22 protein-coding genes and 1 pseudogene are annotated in these 23,842 nt (G+C 39.1%); 8 read left to right on the top strand and 15 right to left on the bottom strand.

Annotation, left to right across the window (positions count from 1 at the left end; genetic code table 11):
• Positions 1–37 precede the first annotated feature (37 nt).
• Both JM79_RS13405 and JM79_RS13400 read left to right on the top strand, forming a co-directional pair.
• The gene (locus tag JM79_RS13405; protein WP_141878636.1) at positions 38–1,168 is read left to right on the top strand and encodes a DegT/DnrJ/EryC1/StrS family aminotransferase; all 1,131 of its coding nucleotides are present in this window, start codon (positions 38–40) and stop codon (positions 1,166–1,168) included.
• Positions 1,169–1,172: 4 nt separating this feature from the next.
• A complete protein-coding gene (locus JM79_RS13400; protein ID WP_141878635.1) occupies positions 1,173–2,456 on the top strand; it encodes an amidohydrolase family protein in 1,284 nt (427 codons plus the stop codon).
• Positions 2,457–2,582: 126 nt separating this feature from the next.
• On the opposite strand, the gene fabD is transcribed toward JM79_RS13400, so the two are convergent.
• The 5 genes from fabD to JM79_RS13375 all read right to left on the bottom strand — a co-directional run bounded on the left by fabD (position 2,583) and on the right by JM79_RS13375 (position 5,954).
• Positions 2,583–3,467 (bottom strand): ACP S-malonyltransferase, encoded by an 885-nt coding sequence (fabD, locus tag JM79_RS13395; RefSeq protein ID WP_141878634.1) that lies wholly within the window; start codon positions 3,465–3,467, stop codon positions 2,583–2,585.
• 96 nt (positions 3,468–3,563) lie between these two features.
• Positions 3,564–4,064, bottom strand: coding sequence for a pyridoxamine 5'-phosphate oxidase family protein (locus JM79_RS13390; RefSeq protein WP_141878633.1), 501 nt, complete (start codon positions 4,062–4,064; stop codon positions 3,564–3,566).
• Positions 4,065–4,160: 96 nt separating this feature from the next.
• On the bottom strand, positions 4,161–5,018 hold the full coding sequence (locus tag JM79_RS13385; protein ID WP_141878632.1) for a fructosamine kinase family protein: 858 nt from the start codon (positions 5,016–5,018) through the stop codon (positions 4,161–4,163).
• Positions 4,990–5,487, bottom strand: a complete 498-nt coding sequence (locus tag JM79_RS13380; protein ID WP_141878631.1) for a dihydrofolate reductase — start codon at positions 5,485–5,487, stop codon at positions 4,990–4,992. The genes JM79_RS13385 and JM79_RS13380 overlap by 29 nt, the downstream gene beginning before the upstream one ends.
• A gap of 2 nt (positions 5,488–5,489) precedes the next feature.
• Positions 5,490–5,954 carry a 2TM domain-containing protein gene (locus JM79_RS13375; RefSeq protein WP_141878630.1) on the bottom strand — a complete coding sequence of 155 codons (465 nt, stop codon included), beginning with the start codon at positions 5,952–5,954 and terminating at the stop codon, positions 5,490–5,492.
• Positions 5,955–6,017: 63 nt separating this feature from the next.
• Here JM79_RS13375 and JM79_RS13370 point away from each other — a divergent pair, with 63 nt between their 5' ends.
• A complete protein-coding gene (locus JM79_RS13370) occupies positions 6,018–7,094 on the top strand; it encodes an aminotransferase class V-fold PLP-dependent enzyme (protein WP_141878629.1) in 1,077 nt (358 codons plus the stop codon).
• 178 nt (positions 7,095–7,272) lie between these two features.
• Positions 7,273–7,563, top strand: a complete 291-nt coding sequence (locus JM79_RS13365; protein ID WP_141878628.1) for an isoamylase early set domain-containing protein — start codon at positions 7,273–7,275, stop codon at positions 7,561–7,563.
• A gap of 3 nt (positions 7,564–7,566) precedes the next feature.
• Here the strand turns inward: JM79_RS13365 and JM79_RS13360 are convergent, their stop codons facing one another.
• The 10 genes from JM79_RS13360 to JM79_RS13315 form a co-directional block, all read right to left on the bottom strand.
• Positions 7,567–7,848, bottom strand: a complete 282-nt coding sequence (locus JM79_RS13360) for a DUF427 domain-containing protein (RefSeq protein WP_141878627.1) — start codon at positions 7,846–7,848, stop codon at positions 7,567–7,569.
• Between the two features lie 12 nt (positions 7,849–7,860).
• Positions 7,861–8,829: an L-histidine N(alpha)-methyltransferase gene (locus tag JM79_RS13355; RefSeq protein ID WP_141878626.1), complete on the bottom strand. Its 969-nt coding sequence runs from the start codon at positions 8,827–8,829 to the stop codon at positions 7,861–7,863.
• Between the two features lie 6 nt (positions 8,830–8,835).
• Positions 8,836–9,999 carry an ergothioneine biosynthesis protein EgtB gene (gene egtB, locus JM79_RS13350; protein WP_141878625.1) on the bottom strand — a complete coding sequence of 388 codons (1,164 nt, stop codon included), beginning with the start codon at positions 9,997–9,999 and terminating at the stop codon, positions 8,836–8,838.
• Between the two features lie 92 nt (positions 10,000–10,091).
• Positions 10,092–10,502 carry an energy transducer TonB gene (locus tag JM79_RS13345; RefSeq protein WP_141878624.1) on the bottom strand — a complete coding sequence of 137 codons (411 nt, stop codon included), beginning with the start codon at positions 10,500–10,502 and terminating at the stop codon, positions 10,092–10,094.
• A gap of 70 nt (positions 10,503–10,572) precedes the next feature.
• The gene (locus JM79_RS13340) at positions 10,573–11,397 is read right to left on the bottom strand and encodes a thymidylate synthase (RefSeq protein WP_141878623.1); all 825 of its coding nucleotides are present in this window, start codon (positions 11,395–11,397) and stop codon (positions 10,573–10,575) included.
• A 95-nt stretch (positions 11,398–11,492) separates the two neighbouring features.
• Positions 11,493–12,476, bottom strand: a complete 984-nt coding sequence (locus JM79_RS13335; protein ID WP_141878622.1) for a YihY/virulence factor BrkB family protein — start codon at positions 12,474–12,476, stop codon at positions 11,493–11,495.
• A gap of 86 nt (positions 12,477–12,562) precedes the next feature.
• Positions 12,563–14,266, bottom strand: a complete 1,704-nt coding sequence (locus JM79_RS13330; protein WP_141878621.1) for a nucleoside transporter C-terminal domain-containing protein — start codon at positions 14,264–14,266, stop codon at positions 12,563–12,565.
• A 6-nt stretch (positions 14,267–14,272) separates the two neighbouring features.
• On the bottom strand, positions 14,273–14,899 hold the full coding sequence (locus JM79_RS13325; protein ID WP_141878620.1) for a bifunctional nuclease family protein: 627 nt from the start codon (positions 14,897–14,899) through the stop codon (positions 14,273–14,275).
• A gap of 86 nt (positions 14,900–14,985) precedes the next feature.
• On the bottom strand, positions 14,986–15,954 hold the full coding sequence (locus JM79_RS13320) for an electron transfer flavoprotein subunit alpha/FixB family protein (RefSeq protein ID WP_141878619.1): 969 nt from the start codon (positions 15,952–15,954) through the stop codon (positions 14,986–14,988).
• Positions 15,955–16,000: 46 nt separating this feature from the next.
• Positions 16,001–16,747: an electron transfer flavoprotein subunit beta/FixA family protein gene (locus tag JM79_RS13315; protein WP_141878618.1), complete on the bottom strand. Its 747-nt coding sequence runs from the start codon at positions 16,745–16,747 to the stop codon at positions 16,001–16,003.
• Between the two features lie 308 nt (positions 16,748–17,055).
• On the opposite strand from JM79_RS13315, the gene JM79_RS13310 reads away from it, so the two are divergent.
• The 4 genes and pseudogenes from JM79_RS13310 (at position 17,056) to JM79_RS13295 (ending at position 23,705) form a co-directional block, all read left to right on the top strand.
• Positions 17,056–18,033: a pyruvate dehydrogenase complex E1 component subunit beta gene (locus JM79_RS13310; protein WP_141878617.1), complete on the top strand. Its 978-nt coding sequence runs from the start codon at positions 17,056–17,058 to the stop codon at positions 18,031–18,033.
• A 59-nt stretch (positions 18,034–18,092) separates the two neighbouring features.
• Positions 18,093–20,585 carry a DUF5686 and carboxypeptidase-like regulatory domain-containing protein gene (locus JM79_RS13305; RefSeq protein ID WP_185739499.1) on the top strand — a complete coding sequence of 831 codons (2,493 nt, stop codon included), beginning with the start codon at positions 18,093–18,095 and terminating at the stop codon, positions 20,583–20,585.
• Positions 20,586–20,654: 69 nt separating this feature from the next.
• On the top strand, positions 20,655–21,167 hold the full coding sequence (locus tag JM79_RS13300) for an inorganic diphosphatase (RefSeq protein WP_141878615.1): 513 nt from the start codon (positions 20,655–20,657) through the stop codon (positions 21,165–21,167).
• Between the two features lie 129 nt (positions 21,168–21,296).
• A pseudogene (locus JM79_RS13295) lies at positions 21,297–23,705 on the top strand (sodium-translocating pyrophosphatase).
• Positions 23,706–23,842 lie beyond the last annotated feature (137 nt).

The following is a 23,842-nucleotide window of genomic DNA, read 5'->3' as shown; positions in this document are numbered from 1 at the left end:
ATATTTTGTATTTTCGTGAACCTGAAAAAAAATGCAGATGAAAAAGATTCAAATGGTTGATCTTAAAGGTCAGTTCGAAGGTATAAAAAACGAAGTAAATGCTTCTTTCCAGGAAATCATGGAAGAAACATCTTTTATCAATGGCCCTCATGTGCATTCATTTCAGAAGGACCTCGAAGAATATCTGGGTGTAAAGCATGTCATTCCCTGTGCGAATGGTACCGATGCATTACAAATAGCTATGATGGGACTGGGACTAAAACCAGGCGATGAGGTCATAACTGCTGACTTCACATTTGCCGCTACTGTGGAAGTTATTGCCTTACTTCAGCTAACTCCGGTGCTAGTGGACGTAGATCCCGAAACTTATAATATTGATCCTGACAAAATTCGAAAGGCGATCACCCCAAAAACCCGTGCTATCGTACCTGTGCATTTATTCGGACAGGTGGCTAATATGGATGTGGTCATGGAGATTGCTAAAGAGCATGATCTTTTTGTTATTGAAGACAACGCACAGGCTATCGGTGCTAATTACCATACCCGGGAAGCCCAGACGTTCAAAGCTGGAACCATGGGTGATGTGGGAGCTACCTCATTTTTCCCAAGCAAGAATTTAGGATGTTATGGTGATGGTGGCGCTATCTTTACGAATAATGATGAACTGGCACATACAATTAGAGGTATTGTAAATCATGGTATGTATGAGCGCTACCATCACGATGTAGTTGGGGTGAACTCAAGATTGGATAGCTTACAGGCCGCAGTATTGAAAGCCAAATTACCAAAGCTGGATATCTACAACGAAGCGAGGAAGGCAGCTGCTTTTAAATACTCAGAGGCATTTAGAGGTAACGAGCATATTGTCACACCTTACCGCGAAGGTGACTGCGACACTCATGTTTTTCACCAGTACACTCTAAGGATTCTTAATGGCAAGAGGGATGCACTTGCAAAACACCTACAGGAGAAAGGCCTTCCCTTCGGAATTTACTATCCTATTCCATTACATAAGCAAAAAGCTTATGCCGATGAGCGTTATAATGAGGCAGATTTCCCTGTAACCAACAGGCTTGTGCAGGAAGTGATCTCACTACCTATGCACACGGAGCTTGATGATGAGCAAATTGATTATCTTACAGGAACAATAATCGATTTTCTAAAATAATTTCATGAAAAACATTCTTTTTATAGCAGTCGCTATTTTGTTCAGTTTGAACTTGATGGCCCAGCGAACTTATATCCATGCTGGAAAATTGATCGATACAAAAAATTCTAAAGTACTGGAAAAGCAAACCATCATTATTAAAGGTAATAGGATATCTTCCGTAGAGAAAGGGTTTAAAAAACCCTCTAATGATAGCATACAAGTCATCGATCTTAGAAATAAAACGGTTCTTCCCGGGCTTACCGATATGCATGTACATATGGAAGGAGAATCCAGTCCTGGTGAGTATTTAGAAAGCTTTACTAACAACCCGGCTGATAATGCCTTCAACTCTGTAGGTTTTGCTGAAAAAACACTGATGGCTGGTTTTACTACCGTTCGCGATCTTGGAGGTTCTGGTATCAATATCTCTCTTCGGAATGCCATAAACAAAGGGAATATCGCTGGTCCAAGAATTTTTACTGCTGGAAAAAGTCTAGCAACAACTGGAGGTCATGCAGATCCTACTAATGGAGTTAATGCCGAATTGATGGGAAATCCTGGGCCGAAGGACGGCGTAGTGAATAGTCTGGAGGATGCAAGAAAGGCGGTTCGCCAACGCTATAAGAATGGAGCGGATCTTATCAAGATCACTGCTACCGGTGGAGTTCTTAGTGTTGCGAAAAGTAGTTCGAATCCGCAGTTTTTTACTGAAGAAATTGAAGAAATAGTAAAGACCGCTAAAGATTACGGTTTTCATGTGGCCGCTCACGCACATGGTGATGTGGGAATGCAGCGGGCTGTAAGAGCAGGAGTGAAAACGATCGAACATGGAACTTTAATGAGTGAAGAAACCATGGATCTTATGAAGCAGATGAATGCGTACCTGGTGCCTACGATCACCGCTGGAAAGGAAGTTACAGAAAATGCTGAGATCGAAGGATACTACCCGGAACTGGTAGTTCCAAAAGCTCAGGAGATAGGGCCTAAGATTCAGAATACTTTTGCTAAAGCTTACAAGAGGGGAGTACCAATTTTGTTCGGTACAGATGCAGGTGTTTTCAAACATGGAGAAAATGCTCGCGAATTTGAATATATGACCGAAGCCGGAATGCCAGTTATGGAAGCAATCATTTCAGCTACGATCACTCCCGCGAAAGTTTTGAATATGGAAAACGAAAGCGGACAGATCGCTAGTGGTTTTTATGCAGATATCATTGCGGTAAACGAGGATCCTACTCAAAATGTTTCCACCCTAAAAGAAGTGGTATTTGTAATGAAAGAAGGAAAGGTGTACAAGCAGGAATAAAGGTAATATTAGAACTAATATTTTAATTTAGATACTATGCGGTTTTAAATCTTAACTAGCTTAGTTAGATAACAAAAAAAGCCCGATCGCTTGAGATCGGGCTTTGTATTATCAATCATCTGTATTCTACTCTACAGTGGCAGAAGATGTTGTCATACTTCTATTGATCTTTTTTACTAATCCCTGAAGTACTTTTCCAGGACCAACTTCAATAAATTCACTGGCTCCATCATTGACCATATTCTGAACAGATTGAGTCCATTTAACTGGAGCAGTTAGTTGAAATACCAGGTTTTTCTTGATCTCTGAAGGATCATTCACTGCAAATGTGCTTACATTCTGGTAGATAGGACAAATAGGCTTGGAGAACTCCGTGTTTTCGATAGCCTCAGCTAGATCCTTGCGCGCAGGTTCCATAAGTGGGGAATGAAACGCTCCACCCACCGGAAGTATTAATGCGCGTTTAGCGCCTCTCTCTTTTAAATTTTCACAGGCTTTTTCAACTGCAGGATAAGCTCCGGAAATTACTAACTGACCCGGACAATTATAATTTGCAGCAACTACCACGCCTTCAGTTTCAGCACAAATGGATTCTACCATCTCATCTTCCATTCCCAGCACAGCAGCCATAGTGGATGGTTCCAGTTCACAAGCCTTTTGCATGGCTTTCGCTCTTTTGGCAACCAGCTCAAGACCATCTTCAAAACTTAGGGTTTTATTTGCAACCAAAGCTGAAAATTCCCCCAATGAGTGTCCTGCTACCATATCTGGCTTAAAATTCTCACCTAAGATTTTACTTAATATTACCGAATGTATAAAAACGGCAGGTTGGGTAACTTTTGTCTGTTTTAAATCTTCCGAAGAACCCTCAAACATGATATCTGTAATAGAGAAGCCAAGGATATCATTTGCTTTTTCAAATAAAGCCTGTGCTTCTGGAGATTTTTCGTAAAGATCAAGACCCATTCCGGAGAATTGTGCTCCCTGACCTGGAAATACGTATGCTTTCATAAAGATTGTTTAGGATAACAAAAATAGGGATAAATAGAAAGACCTCATAACGAAGTTTCGCTATGAGGTCTTATCTAAAAATCTTATGCTAATCAACTATACATTCAGCTTTCCTTTTTCGCCAATATCCTGCTTGTCGCCAGTAACTGCTGCCATTCCCAACTTGAACAAGGTCACCATTTTGCTATCTTTGTTATCCCAATAATAAGCTTCCTTTGGGTTTACTTTGATCGCAGTGATACTTGGATCATCTTCGCCATCAAACCATGCGTTATCTGCTTTTGAATATAATTCCTTGATCACATCTCTATTGGTCTCGATAAATGCTTCACCGTATACACTTAGAAACTCCATATCTGAAGTTCCGCTATATAGTAATTGAACATCTTTATCTTTTTCGATATCACGATTATGATCGCTATCATTCTTGCTTAAAAACCATACCGCTCCATGATCATCTACTTCTTTAGTAGACATAGGAATTGCGCTTAATGGTTTTTCATCCATATTGGTAACCAGCATGCAGAAATCTACATTTTCTGCCAGTTCTTTAATTTTTTCTCTTGCCTTATCGTCGTATAAATTCTTAGTACTCATAGTAATTTTATTTTGAGTTGAAGATACTTTAGATACTAATGAAGCTGAGCTAAGGAACTGCTAAAAAAGAGGATAGTCTTGTTAAGAAATGTAAAATCAAGAGTATTTATGGATGATTTCTGTAACCTGCGACCTATAGCTAGTTCCAAAAACATTCAAATGCATAAGCAAATAATATAATTGCCAGAGCTCTATTCTTTGTTCCCAATCATTTTTCAGAGGAAAATAATCTTGGTACGATGAAATCATTTGATCGTCAAAACCACCAAATAGTCTGGTCATGGCAATATCCATCTCTCTGGGAGCATAAGCTACTGCAGGGTCAATGATGCATGGAGTACCATTCGTATCAACCAGGTAATTGCCACCCCAGAGATCCCCATGAATCAACGAGGCTTTTTCCTTCGGAATAATGGATTCACAATTTTTGAAAAGACTGGAAGTATCAGGCAGGTCGTAACCTTTCTCTCTTGCCAACTTCAGTTGAGGTTCCAGACGCATTTCAGTATAAAAACTAATCGCGTCAGTACGATAGGAGTTTTGCTGCGGAAGACTGCCTAAGTAATTATCATGATCCAGACCATATTGATCATGTTGCACAGAATGTAATTGTGCTAGTTGGCTTCCGAAGACTTGCCAGAAATCGCGATTTTTAGTGCCTGTCGGGATATATTCTAATAGTAGGTATGAATGATCATCAAGAATAGCAGTATCAAAGATTTTGGGAATTTGAATAACGCCGGGAGCAGCAAGTAATTCCAGGCCCTTTTTCTCTGCTTCGAACATCCCGTGAAATTTTAAAGCAGAATTAAGTTTAAGAACCAGGGATTGATCCTTACATTCTAATTTGTAGACCTCATTGATATCTCCACCAGTAAGTGGCTTAAAACTCTGGATATTGAGGCTATGTTTTTCAGCAATCCTCTCAATGAGATTTTTCCTGCTTTCTTTCATAGGTTAGATAAGTAAACGAGTAGTCGTGTTTTTCATCTTTATCATGAAACTGATCTTTGACTATTTCCCATTCACTTTTATCAATTTCCGGAAAATGTGTGTCGGCTTCAAACTCACCATGAACTCGGGTTAATTCAATTCTATGAGCATGTTCCATCCCCATTTTGTAAATTTCACCGCCTCCAATTATAAAAGCCTGATCATCCAGTTTTGAAACTTTTAATGCATCTTCCATAGAATGTACTACAATAGTATTTTCCGGAGAGTAATCTTCCTTTCTGGTAATGATCACGTGCGTTCTGTCTGGAAGTAATTTTGGGAAAGACTCGAAAGTTTTGCGACCCATAATAATATGATGCCCGGAGGTAAGTCTTTTAAATCTTTTGAAATCGTCTGGAAGATGCCATACAAGATCGTTGTCCTTGCCTAGTGCATTGTTTTCTGCTGCCGCAGCAATCATTGTGATCATATTTAACTGTTTATTGGTCTATCCGGATCTCCAGGAGTAATTCTGTTCTGAAAATCTGTATCTGTATTTTTAGCGTGAGTGCTGCGATCGGGTAGTGGATGGTCTTTCTCTACTTTGGTTTGAAGTTGAGCTATTTTCTCTTGCTGTTTTTTAACCAGTCTGTCCACCTGTTTTGCTTCCCAGTCTTTTCCCATAAAACTATTAATGATAAAGACATTGAAGAAATGGATCAGGAATAACAGCGTCCATAGTAGAACGGCCCAAACAAACCAGTTATATCCAAGGGGTTTAAAATCTTCCTGGTAACCCACCACGACATTCAATACAATAAGAAAAGCGGCACCAATTAAAAATATTACAAAATGCCGGAACAGTCTTTTTTTCTGTCTTGCTCTCTGCCTGGCATTCTCATAGAGCTCCCTTTGTTCATAATCTATTTTGGATTCGTTTTTCTTTTTGGAAAACATAATAAAAAGTACCTTAGTGTAGTTTCAAATTTACATTTTTATCAAAAGAACTTCCAATAGCTTATGGATAATTTAAGAAAAGGCTTTCCTGTACTTCAGCAATATACATACTTCAACACGGCTGCTTGCGGCTTACTTCCCGATAAAGTTTGGGAATTCAGGCAGGATCATGACATGGATTTTTTCTTAAAAGCAAGTGTTTTGAAAGAGAAAATGGGAGAGATGCTTACAGGGGTACGGGAAAGTATAGGTTCTTTATATCACTGTGCACCAAACCGGGTGGCTTTGATTCCAAATTTCTCCTATGGCTTCAATAGTATCCTGGAAGGAATCGATTCGGGTGCCAAAATTCTACTGCTTAAGGATGATTATCCTTCGATCAACTGGCCGGTGGAATCAAGAGATTTTCAAGTCTGTTATGCAAACCTGGATAAGGATCTGGAAAATAATATTCTCGATGCCATCAAGAAAGAGAAACCCGACGTATTCGCCTTTAGTATTGTCCAGTACATTAATGGGGTGCAATTGAGTTCAGATTTCATAAAGGATTTAAAAGAGCAATTCCCGGAACTTCTACTTATTGGCGACGGGACTCAATACTTTGGAACCGAAGCATTTGATTTTGAAAATAGCGGATTGGATATCGCGATCTCCAGTTGCTACAAATGGATGAATGCTGGTTACGGTAATGGCTTTATGTTATTTAGCGATCGTGTAGAAGGAAGACTGAATCCTAAACATCTTGGTTTCGGTTCGCTGCAAGGAAAGTACAAAGAACATGAGGGTAATTTTCTTGGGAAGTTCGAACCGGGTCATTATGATACGCTTAACTTCGGAAGCTTAAAAATTGCGATTGAAATTATTCAGAAGATTGGCTGGGATCCCATTGAAGGTCAGATTTCCAAGCTGAAGCATATAGCCCGGGAACGTTTTAAATCGGCTGGTTTGCTGGAAGAATGGGTTGCAGAAAGAGAGATCTATTCATCCCTTTTTAATATTAAAGGCGATGAACAACTATTTCAGAAATTGAGATCAGAAGATATTATCACTTCCATGAGAGGAAACGGAATTCGAATTAGTTTACACTACTTTAATTCTGAAAAAGACCTGAATAAACTGTTTAATGTACTCGGAATTTAATCTTAAAATTCTGCAGATATTTAATCTATTCATATCCAAAACCGTTTTCGGAATAAAGAATTATCTCTATAAATGACTAAAATTAGTAATATTACAAAAATGATGTAGAACGCTGATATGTATTGGTTTACAAGTATATTTTAATTTAATTTGAAGAGTCAATCATTAAATTAAAACTATGCCAATTAGCAAGCAATACCTGAAGTCCAAACCGGAATGTAAGATCACTTTTAACCTTCCTGCGAAAGAAGCAGATCAGGTAGAATTAGTGGGTGAGTTCAATGACTGGAAACCAGCAAAATTGAAGAAGTATAAAAATGGTAATTTCAAGACTCAGCTTAATTTACCAGTAGATAAAGCATACGAATTCAGATATCTTGTAGACGGACAGTGGCAAAACGATCCAGCTGCAGATGCCTACAAGTGGAATGATTTCGCGGGAGATGATAATAGTGTGGTAAGTGTTTAGATCCTATTCAGTTACCTGAACACCCTTCCAGAAGGCTACATAATTCTCAATTGGTTTAGCCGCGTGACTTGCCTCCGGGTAGAACCATGCTGCATCTTCATTTTTTTCACCGTCTACCTCTATATCATAGTAGGAAGCTTTGCCTTTCCATGGGCAACGGGTGGTGAATTCACTTGGTTTAAAGAATTTATCTTTAATATCTTCAGGAGGAAAGTAATGATTGTTCTCAACGATCCTCGTTTCAGAACTTTCTGCAATTACGGTGCCTTTCCAGATAGCTTTCATAGTTCAGTAAATTTATTTCCTTCTAAAGATATAATTTTTAAAGGAGTTATCTGAATCTGCAAAATTACGCTCAACTACTAATCCGGCTTCATCTGCCAACCAGCTTACGATTGCATCATCATATTTTTGAGAAATCTCGGTATGTATGCTCTCCCATGCATCGAACTTTACTACCAGTTCGAGTTTGTTGATCTTAACTCTCTGCTCTTCCTTGCTTACTAAGAAACTGCGGGCAGTGCCAGTTTCTGGATCGTAGGTTTCCCAGTGCTTGAATTTTTCTACTTCAAATTCGCCGTCCAGTTCGTGGTTAATTCTTACCAGTAAGTTCTTATTAAATCTTTCAGTAATACCAGCTGCATCATTATAAGCATTCATGATGATCTGTGGGTCCTTCTTTTGGTCAAAACCCATAAATAACATATCGTCATCGCTCATCGCAACAGCAATATTCCGAAGAAAATCTACGGCCTCACTATGAGAAAGATTACCAATATTACTACCCAGAACTAAGATGACTTTTTTTCTGGAATTATATTCGGCAAGTTTCTCCAGTGTCTCAAAATAGGTTCCTTGTTGAGTTTTGACAGATACTTGCGGAATTTCATCTTTTAACGCATCTTCAAGTTCATCAAGCACATTCTGACTAATATCTACAGGCAAATAGTTGAACTTATAATTTTTGTCCACCAGTTCCTTTAGAAGAAGCTTGGTCTTTTTACCGTCTCCTGCGCCAAGTTCAATAAGATCAAAATCGTTCTCACTGCTGAAAATCTTAGCGATATCAGTCTTGTTCTGTTTTAAAATATCGAATTCACAGCTGGTAAGGTAATATTCAGGCATTGCCATGATTTCCTGAAACAATTTGTCTCCTTTCTTATCATAGATATACTTGGAATGCAAATATTTTGGATAGCTGGTAAGTCCTTTATGCGTGTCTTCGGCAAAGACAGATTCGAACATGGTTGCAGATTGATTTTTCATATAATGTTATTTAACGAGCCTGAAACCCGTAAACTGCCATCTTAATTGTGGATGGAAGAAATTTCTATAAGTATAACGGCTATGCTTACTGGAAGTAGCGACTGAAGCTCCACGCAGAACCTTTTGATTGACCATGAACTTTCCATTGTATTCACCAAGAGCGCCGTCTGCCTTCTGGTAATTTGGGTAAGGAGAATAAGAGCTTTCTGTCCATTCCCATCTGCTTCCCCAGTCAAAATCTTTTTGAGAAATTTCCCACTCCTGCTCGGTAGGTAGTCTCATACCTTTCCATTGCGCATAAGCGAAAGCTTCATAGTAACTAATATGAGTAACTGGAGCATCCATATTCAAAGGCTTTAATCCTCCTAATGTATATTGATGCCATTTGTTATCGATCTTATGCCAGTAAAATGGCGTTTTAATTTCATTGGTGTTCACCCAATCCCAGGCTTCAGCGTGCCACAAAAGAACATCATCATATCCACCAGCTTCAACAAACTCCATATATTCTGAATTAGTTACTAGTTTATTCGAAATACTGAAATCTTGTAGATAGGTTTTATGTATACCCAATTCATTGTCGTAGCAGAAATCTTCTGAAGTATGACCAATTTCATAAATACCTTCAGAAACATCCAACCATTCTTGTTCAAAATCTTGAACAGGATTTTCTTCAAATTGCTGATTGTATTCAGGCATTAGAGGATTATTTCCTAAAATATACTTGATATCTGCATACAACAGTTCCTGATGCTGTTTTTCATGATGACAACCAATTTCCAGAACACCTAGAGCTTCCTTCGATAGCGTACTATTTTCCAGCAATCTGATAATTTCGGTGGTAACGTATTCTCTAAATTTATAGATCCAGGCAACAGTTGGTCTCGAAAGATTTCCCCTGTCTGTACGTACTACTTTTTCACCAACACTTTCGTAATAGCTATTGAAAACAAATGCGGTATTCTCATCGAACAGCGAATGATTCTCTGCATATTTTTTTAAAATAAATTCTTCAAAGAACCAGGTGGTATGTCCTAAATGCCACTTAGGAGGTGAAACATCTACCATGGGTTGTACCACATAATCTTCGGTTTCCAGGAAGGAGCAAATATTTTCTGAATCTTTTCGGGTTTCTTTGAAAAGGTGTAGTAATTCGGATTGTGACAACATAAAAATGAGCGATACTTTTTGGTATCACTCAAATTTACAATTTTTTAAAAATGAGCTTGCAAGCAGCTCGTTAAGGTCGAGTTAAAAATCTATTATAATGTAAGCGGAATCTTGTAACTAATCGCTCTTGGCTTTCCAGCCAGCTGTCCTGGAGTCATCGTTGGTATCGCTTCGATCATTCTTTTTGCTTCCTTATTGATCTTTGGATGTTTACCAGTGACTTCTTTAACCACCACTTTTCCTTCTTCGTTTACAACTAATGAAACTGTTGCTTTTCCTCTAATGTATTCTCCCTTTTCATTTTTTGGATACTTGTAGTTTTCCTTGATATGTTTCATTAACATGGAATTGAAACAGGTTTTTGTGTCTTCACTTGTTTCGCAACCAGGCCAGACAGGCGCAGTTTCTTTCATAGAAACTGTATTTCCTTTTACCGATACATCGTCTTGAGCGAAGGCTCCGAATCCTATAAATAACAATGCTACTAGAAATATATTTTTCATGTTCTCAATTTTGGTTCATTCTAAAGATTGCAATTATCCCGCCACAATGGACTGAATAATATTCTGGCTATTAAACTGCTACTTTACCTTTGATCGCCGGATGTGGATCATAGTTCTCTAAACTGAAATCTTCAAACGTGAAATCAAAGATGTTTTTTATTTCAGGATTTAGTTTCATTTGAGGAAGTTCTCTGGGTTCTCTGCTTAGCTGAAGTTCCACCTGCTCCATATGGTTGCTATAGATATGAGCATCACCAAAAGTATGGATAAAGTCGCCGGCTTCATACCCGCATACCTGAGCCATCATCATGGTGAGTAGGGCATAGGATGCAATATTAAATGGGACTCCCAGAAAAATATCTGCACTTCGCTGGTATAACTGGCAGGATAGTTTTCCGTCTGCTACATAAAACTGAAAGAATGCATGACAGGGAGGTAACGCAGCCTTTCCGTTTGCTACATTTTCTGAAAATGGGACAGAAGTATCCGGTAGCACTGAAGGATTCCAGGCAGAAACCAGCATTCTTCGACTATTAGGATTTGTCTTTAAAGTCTCTACAATCACCTTTATCTGGTCAATATCCTCACTATTCCAGTTTCTCCATTGATGTCCATAAACAGGGCCAAGATCACCATTTTCATCTGCCCATTCGTTCCATATTCTTACGCCATTTTCTTTAAGATATTCAATATTAGTATCTCCTTTTAGAAACCACAGTAATTCGTAAATAATTGATTTCAAATGAAGCTTTTTGGTGGTAACCATAGGGAAGCCTTCACTAAGATCGAAGCGCATCTGATAACCGAAAACGCTCTGTGTTCCAGTGCCGGTTCTGTCACCTTTTTGAGCACCCGTTTTAAGTACATGTTTAAGAAGATCGTGGTATTGTTTCATGAAGAAAAACTTAGTTTTTGGAGTGAAATGTCGAACAATAAAAATAAGAAAATCGGCTAAACTTTAGACTGAATTCCAGTCCTATCTATAATAATTTAGCATTCTTCTTCACCATCTTCAACTACCGCACATCTGTCTGCATGGTAAGCATTTCGTTTTCCCATGGGCCTTTCAGCACCAATTGTAGAATCGATTTTAGTCTGGTGTTCCATTTCAGAATTAATTTCAGCACCCATTAAAACAATAAAAGCGGTAAGAAATAGCCATAGCATTAGAATTGCAACAGCGGCGAAGCTTCCGTAGAGATCGTCATAACTACCAAAATTCCCGACATACCAGGAGAATGCAATAGAGCCTCCTAACCAGAAGATAGTTCCCAGGATCGCTCCCCAGCTCACCCAGCGCATTTTTGGATTGGTTCGGTTTGGAGCCAGTTTATATACCATACTTAGCATTACAATAAGAATAACTCCCAGGAAAACCCAGCGTAACCAGGTTAGCATATGTTCCAGACCAGGTGTAAGACCAAAGTTCTTTATGAGTAGCGGGAAGAATATAACGATAAGTAAACTTAATAGACCTACCACAACACCTGCTAATGTAAAAAGCAAAGTGAGTAGATTCTTTTTGATAATCCCACGAGTATCAACTTCATCGTAAGCGATATTAACACCCTGAAACAATGCGCTGGTTCCCTTGTTCGCACTCCAGATACTAACCAGGATGCTAATAATCAAACCCCAGCCAATTTCTTCACGATCTTGTTCTATGACCGGGTTGAGAATATCGGTAATCATACCATATGCCTGATCCGGTAGTATTAAAGTAAGTCTGGATAATTGCTCCTGAATCTGCGCGGGATCTAAAACCAGGCTGTAGATAGAAATTGCTACTACAATGGTTGGGAAAATGGATAGGAAAAAATAAAATGCAACACCGGCAGCAACAATCTGAACGTGGTCTACCGACATTTCTTTATAAACCCGCTTTCCAATGTCTACCCATCCTTTAAATGGTATCTGGTGCGGCCATTCCGCATTCTGTCCTCTATATCCTTTTTTCTTAGTTGCTTTTTCCATATTCAGTTTTACTGAGCACGGCAAATTAGCACATTTTCAGACTGCTGAAGAATATGAGATTACAAAGTTTTCTAAAAATTACGCTGTTAGCCAATGATCATTCCGGCGATCGTTGCAGATAAAAGTGAAGCAAGAGTTCCACCAATTAATGCTTTCATCCCGAATTCTGAAAGAGTTTTACGCTGTCCTGGAGCTAACGATCCAATTCCACCAATTTGAATCCCAATGGATGCAAAATTGGCGAATCCGCAGAGCATATAGGTAGCCATGATGACCGACTTTTCGTAATTAAGACTCAATGCATTTGCAGGGTTTTTAAGATCTGCTAGTTGAACATAACCTACAAATTCACTTGCTGCCAGTTTAATTCCAAGCAACTGTCCCATTAGCATCATATCTTCTTTTGCCACACCTATGATCCACATCAAAGGAGAAAAGATAATTCCTAAAATCGATTCTAGGGAGAATTTAGAATATGGAGTATATTCGGCCATTACGCTGTTTAAAGTAGTAAGCGCACCAAGATAACCAAGGATATAATTTATCATGGCAATAAATGCGATAAAAACAAGTAGCATCGCAGCAACATTCGCCGCCAGCTTTAAACCTTCCGTAGTACCATTTGCGATGGCATCCAGAATATTACTACCAATTTTGTCTGAAGAAACTTCTACATCTGTATTTACAGGCTCTTGTTGAGGGTATAAAATTTTTGAAATTACAATAGCACCTGGCGCGGCCATTACTGAAGCAGCAAGCAGGTGTTTAGCAAATTGTAGTCTTAATTCCGGATCATCACCACCAAGAAATCCAATATATGCAGCAAGTACACCTCCGGCTACAGTAGCCATCCCACCAATCATTACCAGTAGAATTTCAGACCTGGTCATACGTTCCAGATAGGCTTTGATCATTAGAGGAGCTTCGGTCTGACCAAGAAAAATGTTCCCGGCGACACTGAGACTTTCAGGTCCTGAGATTCCCATTAATTTGGTAAGTACCCAGGCCATTCCCTTTACAACGATCTGGATCACTCCAAGGTAGAATAATACAGATGTCAATGCTGAGAAGAAGATAATGGTAGGTAGTACCTGAAATAGGAATATAAATCCAAAACTGTCTACATCCATCATTCCACCTAAGAGGAATTCACTTCCTGCCGCGGTAAAATCAAGGATCAATACAAATACTTTTCCTACGAATTCGAATACCTTCTGAACTACGGTGATCTTCAAAACGCCAATAGCCAGTATGAGTTGTGCTCCTAATCCTATACCAACAGTTTTCCAGCTAATCGCTTTTCTGTTACTACTGAAGAGGAACGCGATAAGTAAAAGCACGAACATTCCAAGAACACCTCTAATCAAACTCGAAGTAGACATTCCCTGGCTGGGGATCATTTGCTTCGCAGCTTTCACCGGGATTACATCTTCAGCAAGTTTTGGTTTTGCTGAAAGTTCGAAGGTGTTATCTCTGCCTTTAATGCTTAGTTTTTGATCACTAATCCCTGTTACCCTAAGATTTTGGATAGTATCTTTTGGTGAGTTATAAAACAGGACCAGTAATTTCTTTTGATAAAGATAGTCTCCTGAAGCAATAGTATCCTGTTCGGAATTTGCCAGAAAAAGGAAGCTACCTTCGTTAAAATGAACTTCTTCAACATCCTGAAAAACTGAATTCTCCTGAAATTCGGCTGAATTTTCCAGAGTCCAGGATTTAGAAATGGTTTGTGAAGAAGCTGATGCAATAGAAATTAAGACCAGAAACAGGCAACACCAGAGTTTATTCATTATAGATTATTTTCTTTTGGAGATCTCGTCCCTTAGACGAGCGGCTTTTTCGTAATCTTCCTGATTCACAGCCTGGGCAAGTAGCTCATTAAGTTCTTCTAGTGACATTTTACTGAAACCTGAATCGCTGTCCATTTTCACTTCAATGTCCTCGCGTAGAAGTTCTTCTTCGATTATTTCCTCTTCATCTTTCATTTCCTTTGCGCGCTGACTCTCGTCTGCTTTCAGGAAAATTCCAGCCTTGTCAAGAATGTTTTTGTAAGTAAAAATTGGGGCATCAAACCTTAATGCAAGTGCAATTGCATCGCTGGTTCGGGCATCTACAACTTCCTCGACACCTTCACGTTCACAAATAAGACTGGAGTAAAATACGCCGTCTACCAGTTTGTGAATGATAACCTGTTTTACCGTGATCGAGAATCGATCTGAAAAGTTTTTGAAAAGGTCGTGGGTAAGTGGTCTGGGAGGTTTGATCTCTTTTTCCAGTGCTATTGCAATGGATTGAGCTTCAAATGCTCCAATAACAATTGGTAACTTACGTTCACCATCTTCCTCATTAAGGATCAGGGCGTAGGCTCCATTTTGTGTTTGACTGTAAGATATTCCTTTTATGTTCAGACGAACTAAACTCATGCTTCTTAAAAATTAAAAAGGCTGTCTAAATAAGGACAAAATTACCAGATCTAGACAGCCCTTTTATGGGTCGCAATTTAGAAAAATTATGCGTTTTTCTCTTTAAATTCCCTCAATTTTTCATTTAGCTTCGGTACGATCTCAAAAGCATCTCCAACCACCCCGTAATCTGCAGCTTTAAAGAAAGGCGCTTCAGGATCATTGTTGATTACCACTTTGGTTTTGGCAGCATTAATACCAGCAAGATGCTGGATTGCACCAGATACACCAATAGCGATGTATAAATTGGATGCCACAGGCTTACCTGTTTGTCCCACGTGTTCACTGTGAGGTCTCCATCCCATATCACTAACTGGTTTGGAACATGCAGTTGCAGCCCCAAGTATTTCCGCCATCTCTTCGATCATTCCCCAGTTTTCAGGTCCTTTAAGTCCTCTTCCTCCTGAAACAACAGTTTCAGCATCAGCAATGGTTACTTTATTGGTTGCCTTATCTACAGATTCTACATTTACCGTGAAATCCTCATCTGAAAGGCTCGGGCTAAATTCTTCACCTGCTGCAGCTCCCTGAGCTTCTTTAAGACCGAAAGCATTCTTGGATATTCCAAGCACTTTTACATCAGTATCGATCTTGGTGAAGTTAAATGCTTTATTTGTGAAAGCAGTTCTTTTAACTGTAAAAGGATCTGCGCTCTCTGGCAATGCAACAACATTAGATGCATAACCTGCTTCCAGGTGCACTGCAAGTAGTGGTGCCATATATTTACTGTTCGCACTCTGGCTAAGAACTACAACCTTACTGCTTTCCTGAGTTGCCGCTTGCTTGATTGCGTCAGAATATGCTTCAGCATTAAAATTCTTCAACTTATCATTGTTTACTTTCAAAACTTTGTCAACCCCGTAGGTTCCCAGTTCTGATACGTCATCTATATTAAAAGTAATCGCAGTAACACTGGTATCCAGCATACCTGCAACTTCCTTTGCGTAAGACGCAACCTCGAATGAGGCTTTCTTAAATTTTCCTTCTTCTGATTCTATATATACTAAAACTGACATTTTCTAAATTTTTTAATTCCTGAATCTATTTTATTCTGAATCTTGATTAGATCGCCTTTGCCTCATTGTGAAGCAGGTTGATCAATTCATCCAGATTATCAGGATCGATTAATTTTACATCTCCTTTAGGTGCAGGCTTCTCAAATTTTACTACTTCGGTTTTTACTGAAGTTTCCGCAGGCTCCACAACATTTAGAGGTTTTTTACGCGCTTGCATAATACCTCTCATGTTCGGGATACGAAGATCAGATTCCTCAACCAATCCTTTCTGTCCACCAATTACAAGTGGAAGAGAAGCAGTTAACGTTTCTTTACCGCCATCGATCTCACGAAGAGCTTTCGCTTTGTCGCCATCGATCTCAAGGCTAATACAGTTATTAATGAAATTAGCATCCAGAATTCCGGCTAACATTCCCGGAACCATTCCGCCGTTATAATCAATAGACTCTCTACCAGCAATAACAAGATCATAACCACCGTCTTTTACGACTTTTGCTAATTCCTTTGCTACCTGATATCCATCAGTTGCAGGTGTATTTACTCGAATTGCTGTATCTGCTCCAATTGCAAGTGCTTTTCTAAGTGTAGGCTCGGTTTCAGCTCCACCAACATTTACAACATCAACACTAGCACCTTGTTTTTCTTTGAACCACATCGCTCTGGTAAGACCAAATTCGTCATTCGGGTTTATTACAAATTGAACACCATTCGTATCAAACTTCGTGTCTCCTTCCGTGAAATTGATTTTGGATGTAGTGTCAGGTACGTGACTAATACAAACTAAGATTTTCATATATAAGGTTCTTTTTTTTAATAAAACGTTTTCGAAGACGAAGGTAAGTATTTTATATCAAAAAAAGCTATGCATGCATAATAAATTTAACCAAAAGAATAAGCCAATTTTTAGTTGATTTTTGGTTTTGTAGATGTTTTAATGCGCAATATGTATAAAACTAAGTAAAATTTTGAGATTCTCATTATTCGCGATTTTAGCATTTCCGAAGAACTCTGCGACCCCTAAATTTTTACTTACAATTATGGTATTTACCTTAATGAATTACTATTTTTGCTCTGCAGGAATTAAAATTAAGATTTTACATAATGAGGACAATTCAATTTAGAGAAGCTATTGCTGAGGCGATGAGCGAAGAAATGCGTCGCGACGACAGTATCTATTTAATGGGTGAAGAAGTTGCTGAATACAATGGTGCTTACAAAGCTTCCAAAGGTATGCTTGACGAATTTGGTCCGGATAGAGTTATAGATACTCCAATCGCTGAACTTGGATTTTCTGGAATAGGAGTTGGATCTGCCATGAATGGTAACCGTCCAATCATTGAATTTATGACCTTTAACTTCTCACTTGTAGGGATTGATCAAATTATCAATAACGCTGCAAAAATGCGCCAGATGAGTGGTGGGCAATTTAATATTCCAATTGTATTTCGTGGACCAACAGGATCTGCAGGTCAATTGGGAGCAACTCACTCACAGGCTTTCGAAAGCTGGTTCGCAAACACGCCAGGTCTTAAAGTGATCGTTCCATCTAACCCGTACGATGCTAAAGGATTATTGAAAGCTGCGATTCGTGATGATGATCCGGTGATCTTTATGGAGAGTGAACAAATGTATGGAGATAAAGGTGAAGTTCCTGAAGATGAGTATGTTATTGAAATTGGTAAAGCCGATATCAAGCGTGAAGGTTCTGATGTAACTATTGTTTCCTTCGGAAAAATAATTAAAGAAGCTTATAAAGCAGCTGAAACTTTAGCTGAAGATGATATTTCTTGTGAGATCATTGATCTTAGAACGATTCGTCCTTTGGATATTGATATCCTCATTGAATCAGTTAAGAAAACGAACCGACTAGTGATCCTTGAGGAATCATGGCCTTTTGGAAATATTTCTACAGAAATTTCTTATCAGGTACAATCTAAAGCATTCGATTACCTAGATGCGCCAATTATAAAGATCAATACAGCAGATACACCTGCACCTTATTCACCTGTTCTTCTGAAAGAATGGTTGCCAAATAGTGAGGATGTTGTTAAAGCTGTGAAAAAGGTCATGTACAAGTAGACCTTTTCAACCTATCTTTGAAACTTCATCTAAACGATGAAGTTTTTTTTTATCCTATAATGAACAAATACACCTACCTTTTAATACTTTTTCTCCTTCCAGTTTTTAGTCTTATCGCTCAAACAAAAGCAGGAGGAATTGTTACCGATGACACCGGAGCTACTGTACCTTTTGCGAACGTAGTTTTCGCTAATTCTACTTCAGGAACGACTACCAATGAAGTTGGTGAGTTTTACCTTCAGTCAGATGATAATTATGATACCCTTGTGTTTTCTTTTATTGGCTACAAAACCAAAAAGATCGCTTTAAAATCCAGGGTCAATCTAAACATGGATGTAAAGCTGGAGCAGGAAGCTTCCAGTCTTGATGAAGTGGTTATCTATCGCGGGAAAACCTCGAAGAAGAACAACCCGGCAATTGATATCTTAAAGAAAGTGTGGGCAAACCGCCGGAGCAACGGTGTAAATGCTTTCGACCAGTATAGCTATAAGGAATACGAAAAACTGGAATTTGATCTGAATACCATAGATAGTGCGGTTGTGGAAAGCAGGATCTTTAATGGAATGGAGTTTATTTTTGATTATGCAGATACCAATGCAGTGACCGGGAAGACTTACCTGCCTATGTTCATTAACGAATCGGTAACCCAGGTTTATGGGGATAATAAGATCAACGAAGAGAAGAAAGTTTTACTTGGAAACAAGAATTCCGGATTCAACCAGAACAGGAACCTGATCGATTTTGTGAAGGATATTTATGATGATTATGATATTTATAAAAACTATATCAAGTTCTTCGATAAATCATTTGTAAGTCCCATCTCGACTACAGGGATCGATACCTACAATTATGTGTTGTCTGATAGTGCTTATATCGACAATAAGTGGTGCTATAATATCGTCTATTATCCACGCCGCGAGAATGAATTAACCTTTAAAGGAGACTTCTGGGTGAATGATACGACCTGGGCTGTTAAGAACATCAATCTCGAAACTACCAAGGATGTAAACATCAACTGGATCAAACAGGTTTATATTGAACAGGATTTTGAAGTTCTGAATGACTCTGTTTTTCTTATTGAGAAAGATTTCTTTATGGCCGACTTCGGAATAAACAAAAAGAAAACTTCTCAGGGAGTTTATGCGAAACGAACCATGCTTTACGATGAGTATGAATTTAATAAAGAACGAGGATCAAGTTTTTATAATCAACCAGTCTACAATCCGCAATCTCAAGCTTATAATAGAAGTGACGAATTCTGGAGTGAAAACAGGCTTGAACAGTTAAACGATGATGAAGAAGGAATCTATGTAATGCTGGACAGTCTTACGAAGACAAAGGCTTTCAACAGGTTATATGATATCGCTACGATTGCGCAGTCTGGTTACGTAGAGTTTGATGGATGGGATTATGGTCCTGTTTATTCTACTTTCGGGTTTAATGATGTGGAAGGAGTCCGAACCCGTTTTGGAGGAAGAACATATTTCGGACAGAATGATCCATGGAGAATTGAAGCTTATGGAGCTTATGGGTTCAAAGACCAGAAATTCAAGTATGGAGTTTCAGCAAAAGTGCTGCTGGATTACAAAATGCGGCTTATTCTCAGTGGAGGAAACCGAAGGGATGTAGAGCAATTAGGAACCAGTCTTACAAATTCTACAGATGTTCTGGGAAGGAGTCTTGCGTCTTCATCGCTTCTGAATGTTGGTGATACAGATAAATTGAGTTCTATTAACTTGAGTGTTTTTTCCGTACAACTGGAACCGGTAAAGAATCTTACCCTAAGATTCGGAGCAAATTACAGAATATTGCAGCCGGCATCTGAAGGTTTTAGTCTTGATTATTATGTAGACGACACGCGTACGATCACCGATAATGAGATCAACCAAACCGAACTTTCTACGATCATTACCTGGACACCGGGTAGAAAAACTTCTGGCTTTGGAGTGGAGCGTAATGTGGTGAATGAAGAGGATTTTCCAACCTTGTTCCTGAACTACAGTCTGGGAGTTAAAGAGGTTTTCAATAGTGATTTTGATTATAAGAAACTTCAGTTCTTTTACAATCAGCCATTGTTAATTGGAGGTTTTGGTAGGTCTAATATTAGCCTGGAAGCCGGGAAAACATTTGATGCTGTGCCTTTAGGCTTGCTGAGTGTAGTTCCGGGAAACCAGACTTATTTTAGTATGTATAATTCATTTCCAACCCTGGATTTCTACGAATTCGTGACAGATAGTTATTCAGCTATTCACATAGATCATAACTTCAATGGGAGACTATTTTCTAGAATTCCGTTGTTAAGAGAGCTAAACCTGCGGGAATTGGTAGGATTTCGAGCGGTCTATGGAGATATTTCACAAGCAAGTAAAGATTTAGACGCTTCCGGTTTACCGCTGGTAGCTCCAGATAATGATCCGTTTTACGAGTATAGTCTGGGTATTGGAAATATTTTAAAAGTAATGAGGTTTGACGTTCATTTCCGCGGAAACTACTTCGATAATCCTGATGCAAGGAGTCTTGCGTTTACAATAGATTTCGGATTTCACTTTTAGATAATAGTTTAAATATCAGAAATAACTATATTTGCTGCCCTGAATTTTAATTTAGATAAAAATATAAAAATGTCGAATACTTTTGATGTATTGATCGAGATCCCAAAGGGAAGCCGAAATAAATACGAATACGATTTCAAACTTAAAAAAGTACGTTATGACAGGATGATCTTCTCTTCGATGATGTATCCTGCAGATTATGGTTTTATTCCTAACACCCTTGCATTGGATGAAGATCCACTTGATGTATTGGTATTGGTTTCTGAACCAACCTTTCCAGGGATTGTGATGGAAGTGAAGCCAATTGGTGTGTTCCATATGGCAGACGAAAAAGGACCGGATGAGAAGATAATCTGTGTGCCCGTATCAGATCCTATCTGGAATAGATTGAACGATCTTAAAGAATTAAATGGTCATATGCTTAAAGAGATCGAACATTTCTTTAAGGTGTATAAAGATCTTGAAAAGAAAAAGGTAGATACAGGGGATTTTGGAGATGCAGACGAAGCTCGTGAGATCATTAAACAATGTATCGAACGATATGAGAACTATGACGGTGATAAATCCAGATTCGGGATATAATCGTAAGATATCAATCAAAATATTAAGAATATGAAAGCAATAACCTTAAAAAGTTGTTGCTTTTTTAATTGTTGTCAATTTTACTACATTAGCTAGCATTAATATTTAATTAACAATTAACTAGCTAATATGGAATCAATAATGATCTACCTGCCAGCGGTGCTGGCAATCATCGGACTCATTTTTATGTGGGTCAAAAGATCCTGGGTGATGAAACAGGACTCCGGAGACGGAAAAATGAAAGAAATTTCAGCACACATCTATGAAGGAGCCCTAGCCTTCTTGAAAGCAGAATACAAATTATTGACTCTCTTTGTGATTGGAGCCAGCATTGCCTTAGCCGCAATTGCATATTTTGTTCCAACCACCCATTACCTCATCATAGTTGCCTTTATTTTCGGTGCGATATTCTCAGCATTTGCAGGAAATATCGGAATGAAAATCGCTACTCAAACAAATGTAAGAACGACTCAGGCGGCAAGAACCAGCCTACCGGAAGCATTGAATATCTCTTTTGGAGGTGGAACAGTGATGGGACTTGGAGTTGCTGGTCTCGCAGTACTTGGTCTTACCGGCTTCTTTATATTCTTCTTTCATTATTTTATGGGAGGAGAGTGGACCAATACTCAGCAAATGACCGTAGTTCTGGAAACTCTTGCTGGCTTTTCTCTGGGTGCCGAATCTATAGCACTCTTCGCCAGAGTTGGAGGAGGAATTTATACCAAAGCTGCAGATGTTGGAGCTGATCTTGTTGGTAAGGTTGAAGCAGGTATCCCTGAAGATGACCCTAGAAACCCTGCGACCATTGCAGATAATGTTGGAGATAATGTAGGTGACGTTGCCGGTATGGGAGCCGACCTTTTTGGAAGTTACGTGGCCACAGTACTGGCAGCAATGGTGCTTGGAAATTATATAATCGAGGATATGGGAGGTGATATCACCAGCGAAGGTTTTGGTGGTATTGGTCCAATTTTACTACCAATGGCAATCGCCGGAGTAGGAATTATCATTTCCATCATCGGGACATTATTGGTAAGAATTTCTTCAAATTCGGCTAAAGAATCGGAGGTTCAGAAAGCTTTAAATATCGGGAACTGGGTTTCGATCTTACTGGTCGCGGTATCCTGTTATTTTCTGGTAAACTGGATGCTCCCTGCGAATACCATGACAATGGGATTCTTCATAGGTGGAGAGGAAGGATTTGAAATGATAAACATAAGTTCCATGCGCGTATTTTATGCAACGCTGGTTGGTCTGGTTGTAGGTGGAGCTATATCTTCAGTAACCGAATACTATACAGGTCTGGGAAAAAAACCAATTCTAAAGATCGTTCAGCAATCAAGTACCGGAGCTGGAACAAATATCATTGCAGGTTTGGCGACCGGTATGATCTCTACTTTTCCTTCAATCTTATTATTCGCCGGTGCTATCTGGGCGTCTTATGCTTTCGCAGGATTTTATGGGGTTGCATTGGCCGCTTCAGCAATGATGGCAACGACAGCTATGCAGCTGGCGATCGATGCCTTCGGACCTATAGCAGATAATGCTGGAGGTATTGCTGAAATGAGTGAACAGGAGCCGATAGTAAGAGAAAGAACAGATATTCTGGATTCCGTAGGGAATACGACCGCAGCCACAGGGAAAGGTTTTGCAATTGCATCTGCCGCTTTAACTTCTTTAGCACTCTTCGCAGCTTATGTAACATTTACAGGGATTGAAGGAATCAATATTTTCAAAGCTCCTGTACTGGCGATGCTTTTTGTGGGCGGGATGATTCCGGTGGTATTTTCTGCCTTGGCAATGAATGCAGTAGGTAAAGCTGCAATGGAAATGGTGCAGGAAGTACGAAGACAATTCAAGGATATTCCGGGTATTATGGAGGGAACGGCCAAGCCCGAGTATGATAAATGCGTGGCGATCTCTACGGAAGCTTCCTTAAGAGAAATGATGCTGCCAGGTTTGTTAACCATTGGTTTTCCTTTAGTCATCGCATTTCTGCCAATGATCTTTGGGATGGATAATCTCGCTATTGCTGAAATGCTTGGAGGATATATGGCTGGTGTTACTGTGAGCGGTGTGCTTTGGGCCATCTTTCAGAATAACGCCGGAGGTGCCTGGGATAACGCTAAGAAATCTTTTGAAGCCGGAGTCATGATCAACGGTGAAATGACCTATAAAGGTTCTGATGCGCATAAAGCAGCAGTAACTGGTGATACGGTTGGAGATCCATTCAAGGATACTTCAGGTCCTTCAATGAACATATTAATTAAACTGACTTGCCTTATCGGTCTGGTTATCGCGCCGATTTTAGGAGGACATACAGATGCTGATATTCCAAACCAGGAGGAAACTGTGGAGGTTATCTCTTCGGAAGGTTCTGTGATCTCAAAAGAAATTAGTTTGTAGAAAGATGATCTGGACGATCTGGTAACCGCGAGGTTATTGGTAACAAGTTCTTTGAATGGAAATGAAACCAGTGATACTTATGAATTTGAAGGGTCAAGCCTGGAAGTGCAGAAAAAGATCGATGCTCTATAGTAAACTCTTCAGTAAAAAATAATTAAAGAAACCTCCTCAATCGTGGAGGTTTTTCTATTAATGACTATAACTTTCATTCTCCTATTTCTTCTGAAAATTGATTGTATAAACTGATATTTCAGTTAAACTATGGTTAA

The organism is Gramella sp. Hel_I_59 (genome assembly GCF_006714895.1).
Taxonomy (GTDB): Bacteria; Bacteroidota; Bacteroidia; order Flavobacteriales; family Flavobacteriaceae; genus Christiangramia.
The sequence above is the reverse complement of the archived record's forward strand: the minus strand, read 5'-3'. Positions and strand labels throughout refer to the sequence as shown.

Coding starts and splice junctions, on each gene's coding strand:
- JM79_RS13405 (WP_141878636.1), top strand. CDS start 38: ATGAAAAAGATTCAAATGGTTGATCTTAAAGGTCAGTTCGAAGGTATA.
- JM79_RS13400 (WP_141878635.1), top strand. CDS start 1,173: ATGAAAAACATTCTTTTTATAGCAGTCGCTATTTTGTTCAGTTTGAAC.
- fabD (WP_141878634.1), bottom strand. CDS start 3,467: ATGAAAGCATACGTATTTCCAGGTCAGGGAGCACAATTCTCCGGAATG.
- JM79_RS13390 (WP_141878633.1), bottom strand. CDS start 4,064: ATGAGTACTAAGAATTTATACGACGATAAGGCAAGAGAAAAAATTAAA.
- JM79_RS13385 (WP_141878632.1), bottom strand. CDS start 5,018: ATGAAAGAAAGCAGGAAAAATCTCATTGAGAGGATTGCTGAAAAACAT.
- JM79_RS13380 (WP_141878631.1), bottom strand. CDS start 5,487: ATGATCACAATGATTGCTGCGGCAGCAGAAAACAATGCACTAGGCAAG.
- JM79_RS13375 (WP_141878630.1), bottom strand. CDS start 5,954: ATGTTTTCCAAAAAGAAAAACGAATCCAAAATAGATTATGAACAAAGG.
- JM79_RS13370 (WP_141878629.1), top strand. CDS start 6,018: ATGGATAATTTAAGAAAAGGCTTTCCTGTACTTCAGCAATATACATAC.
- JM79_RS13365 (WP_141878628.1), top strand. CDS start 7,273: ATGCCAATTAGCAAGCAATACCTGAAGTCCAAACCGGAATGTAAGATC.
- JM79_RS13360 (WP_141878627.1), bottom strand. CDS start 7,848: ATGAAAGCTATCTGGAAAGGCACCGTAATTGCAGAAAGTTCTGAAACG.
- JM79_RS13355 (WP_141878626.1), bottom strand. CDS start 8,829: ATGAAAAATCAATCTGCAACCATGTTCGAATCTGTCTTTGCCGAAGAC.
- egtB (WP_141878625.1), bottom strand. CDS start 9,999: ATGTTGTCACAATCCGAATTACTACACCTTTTCAAAGAAACCCGAAAA.
- JM79_RS13345 (WP_141878624.1), bottom strand. CDS start 10,502: ATGAAAAATATATTTCTAGTAGCATTGTTATTTATAGGATTCGGAGCC.
- JM79_RS13340 (WP_141878623.1), bottom strand. CDS start 11,397: ATGAAACAATACCACGATCTTCTTAAACATGTACTTAAAACGGGTGCT.
- JM79_RS13335 (WP_141878622.1), bottom strand. CDS start 12,476: ATGGAAAAAGCAACTAAGAAAAAAGGATATAGAGGACAGAATGCGGAA.
- JM79_RS13330 (WP_141878621.1), bottom strand. CDS start 14,266: ATGAATAAACTCTGGTGTTGCCTGTTTCTGGTCTTAATTTCTATTGCA.
- JM79_RS13325 (WP_141878620.1), bottom strand. CDS start 14,899: ATGAGTTTAGTTCGTCTGAACATAAAAGGAATATCTTACAGTCAAACA.
- JM79_RS13320 (WP_141878619.1), bottom strand. CDS start 15,954: ATGTCAGTTTTAGTATATATAGAATCAGAAGAAGGAAAATTTAAGAAA.
- JM79_RS13315 (WP_141878618.1), bottom strand. CDS start 16,747: ATGAAAATCTTAGTTTGTATTAGTCACGTACCTGACACTACATCCAAA.
- JM79_RS13310 (WP_141878617.1), top strand. CDS start 17,056: ATGAGGACAATTCAATTTAGAGAAGCTATTGCTGAGGCGATGAGCGAA.
- JM79_RS13305 (WP_185739499.1), top strand. CDS start 18,093: ATGAACAAATACACCTACCTTTTAATACTTTTTCTCCTTCCAGTTTTT.
- JM79_RS13300 (WP_141878615.1), top strand. CDS start 20,655: ATGTCGAATACTTTTGATGTATTGATCGAGATCCCAAAGGGAAGCCGA.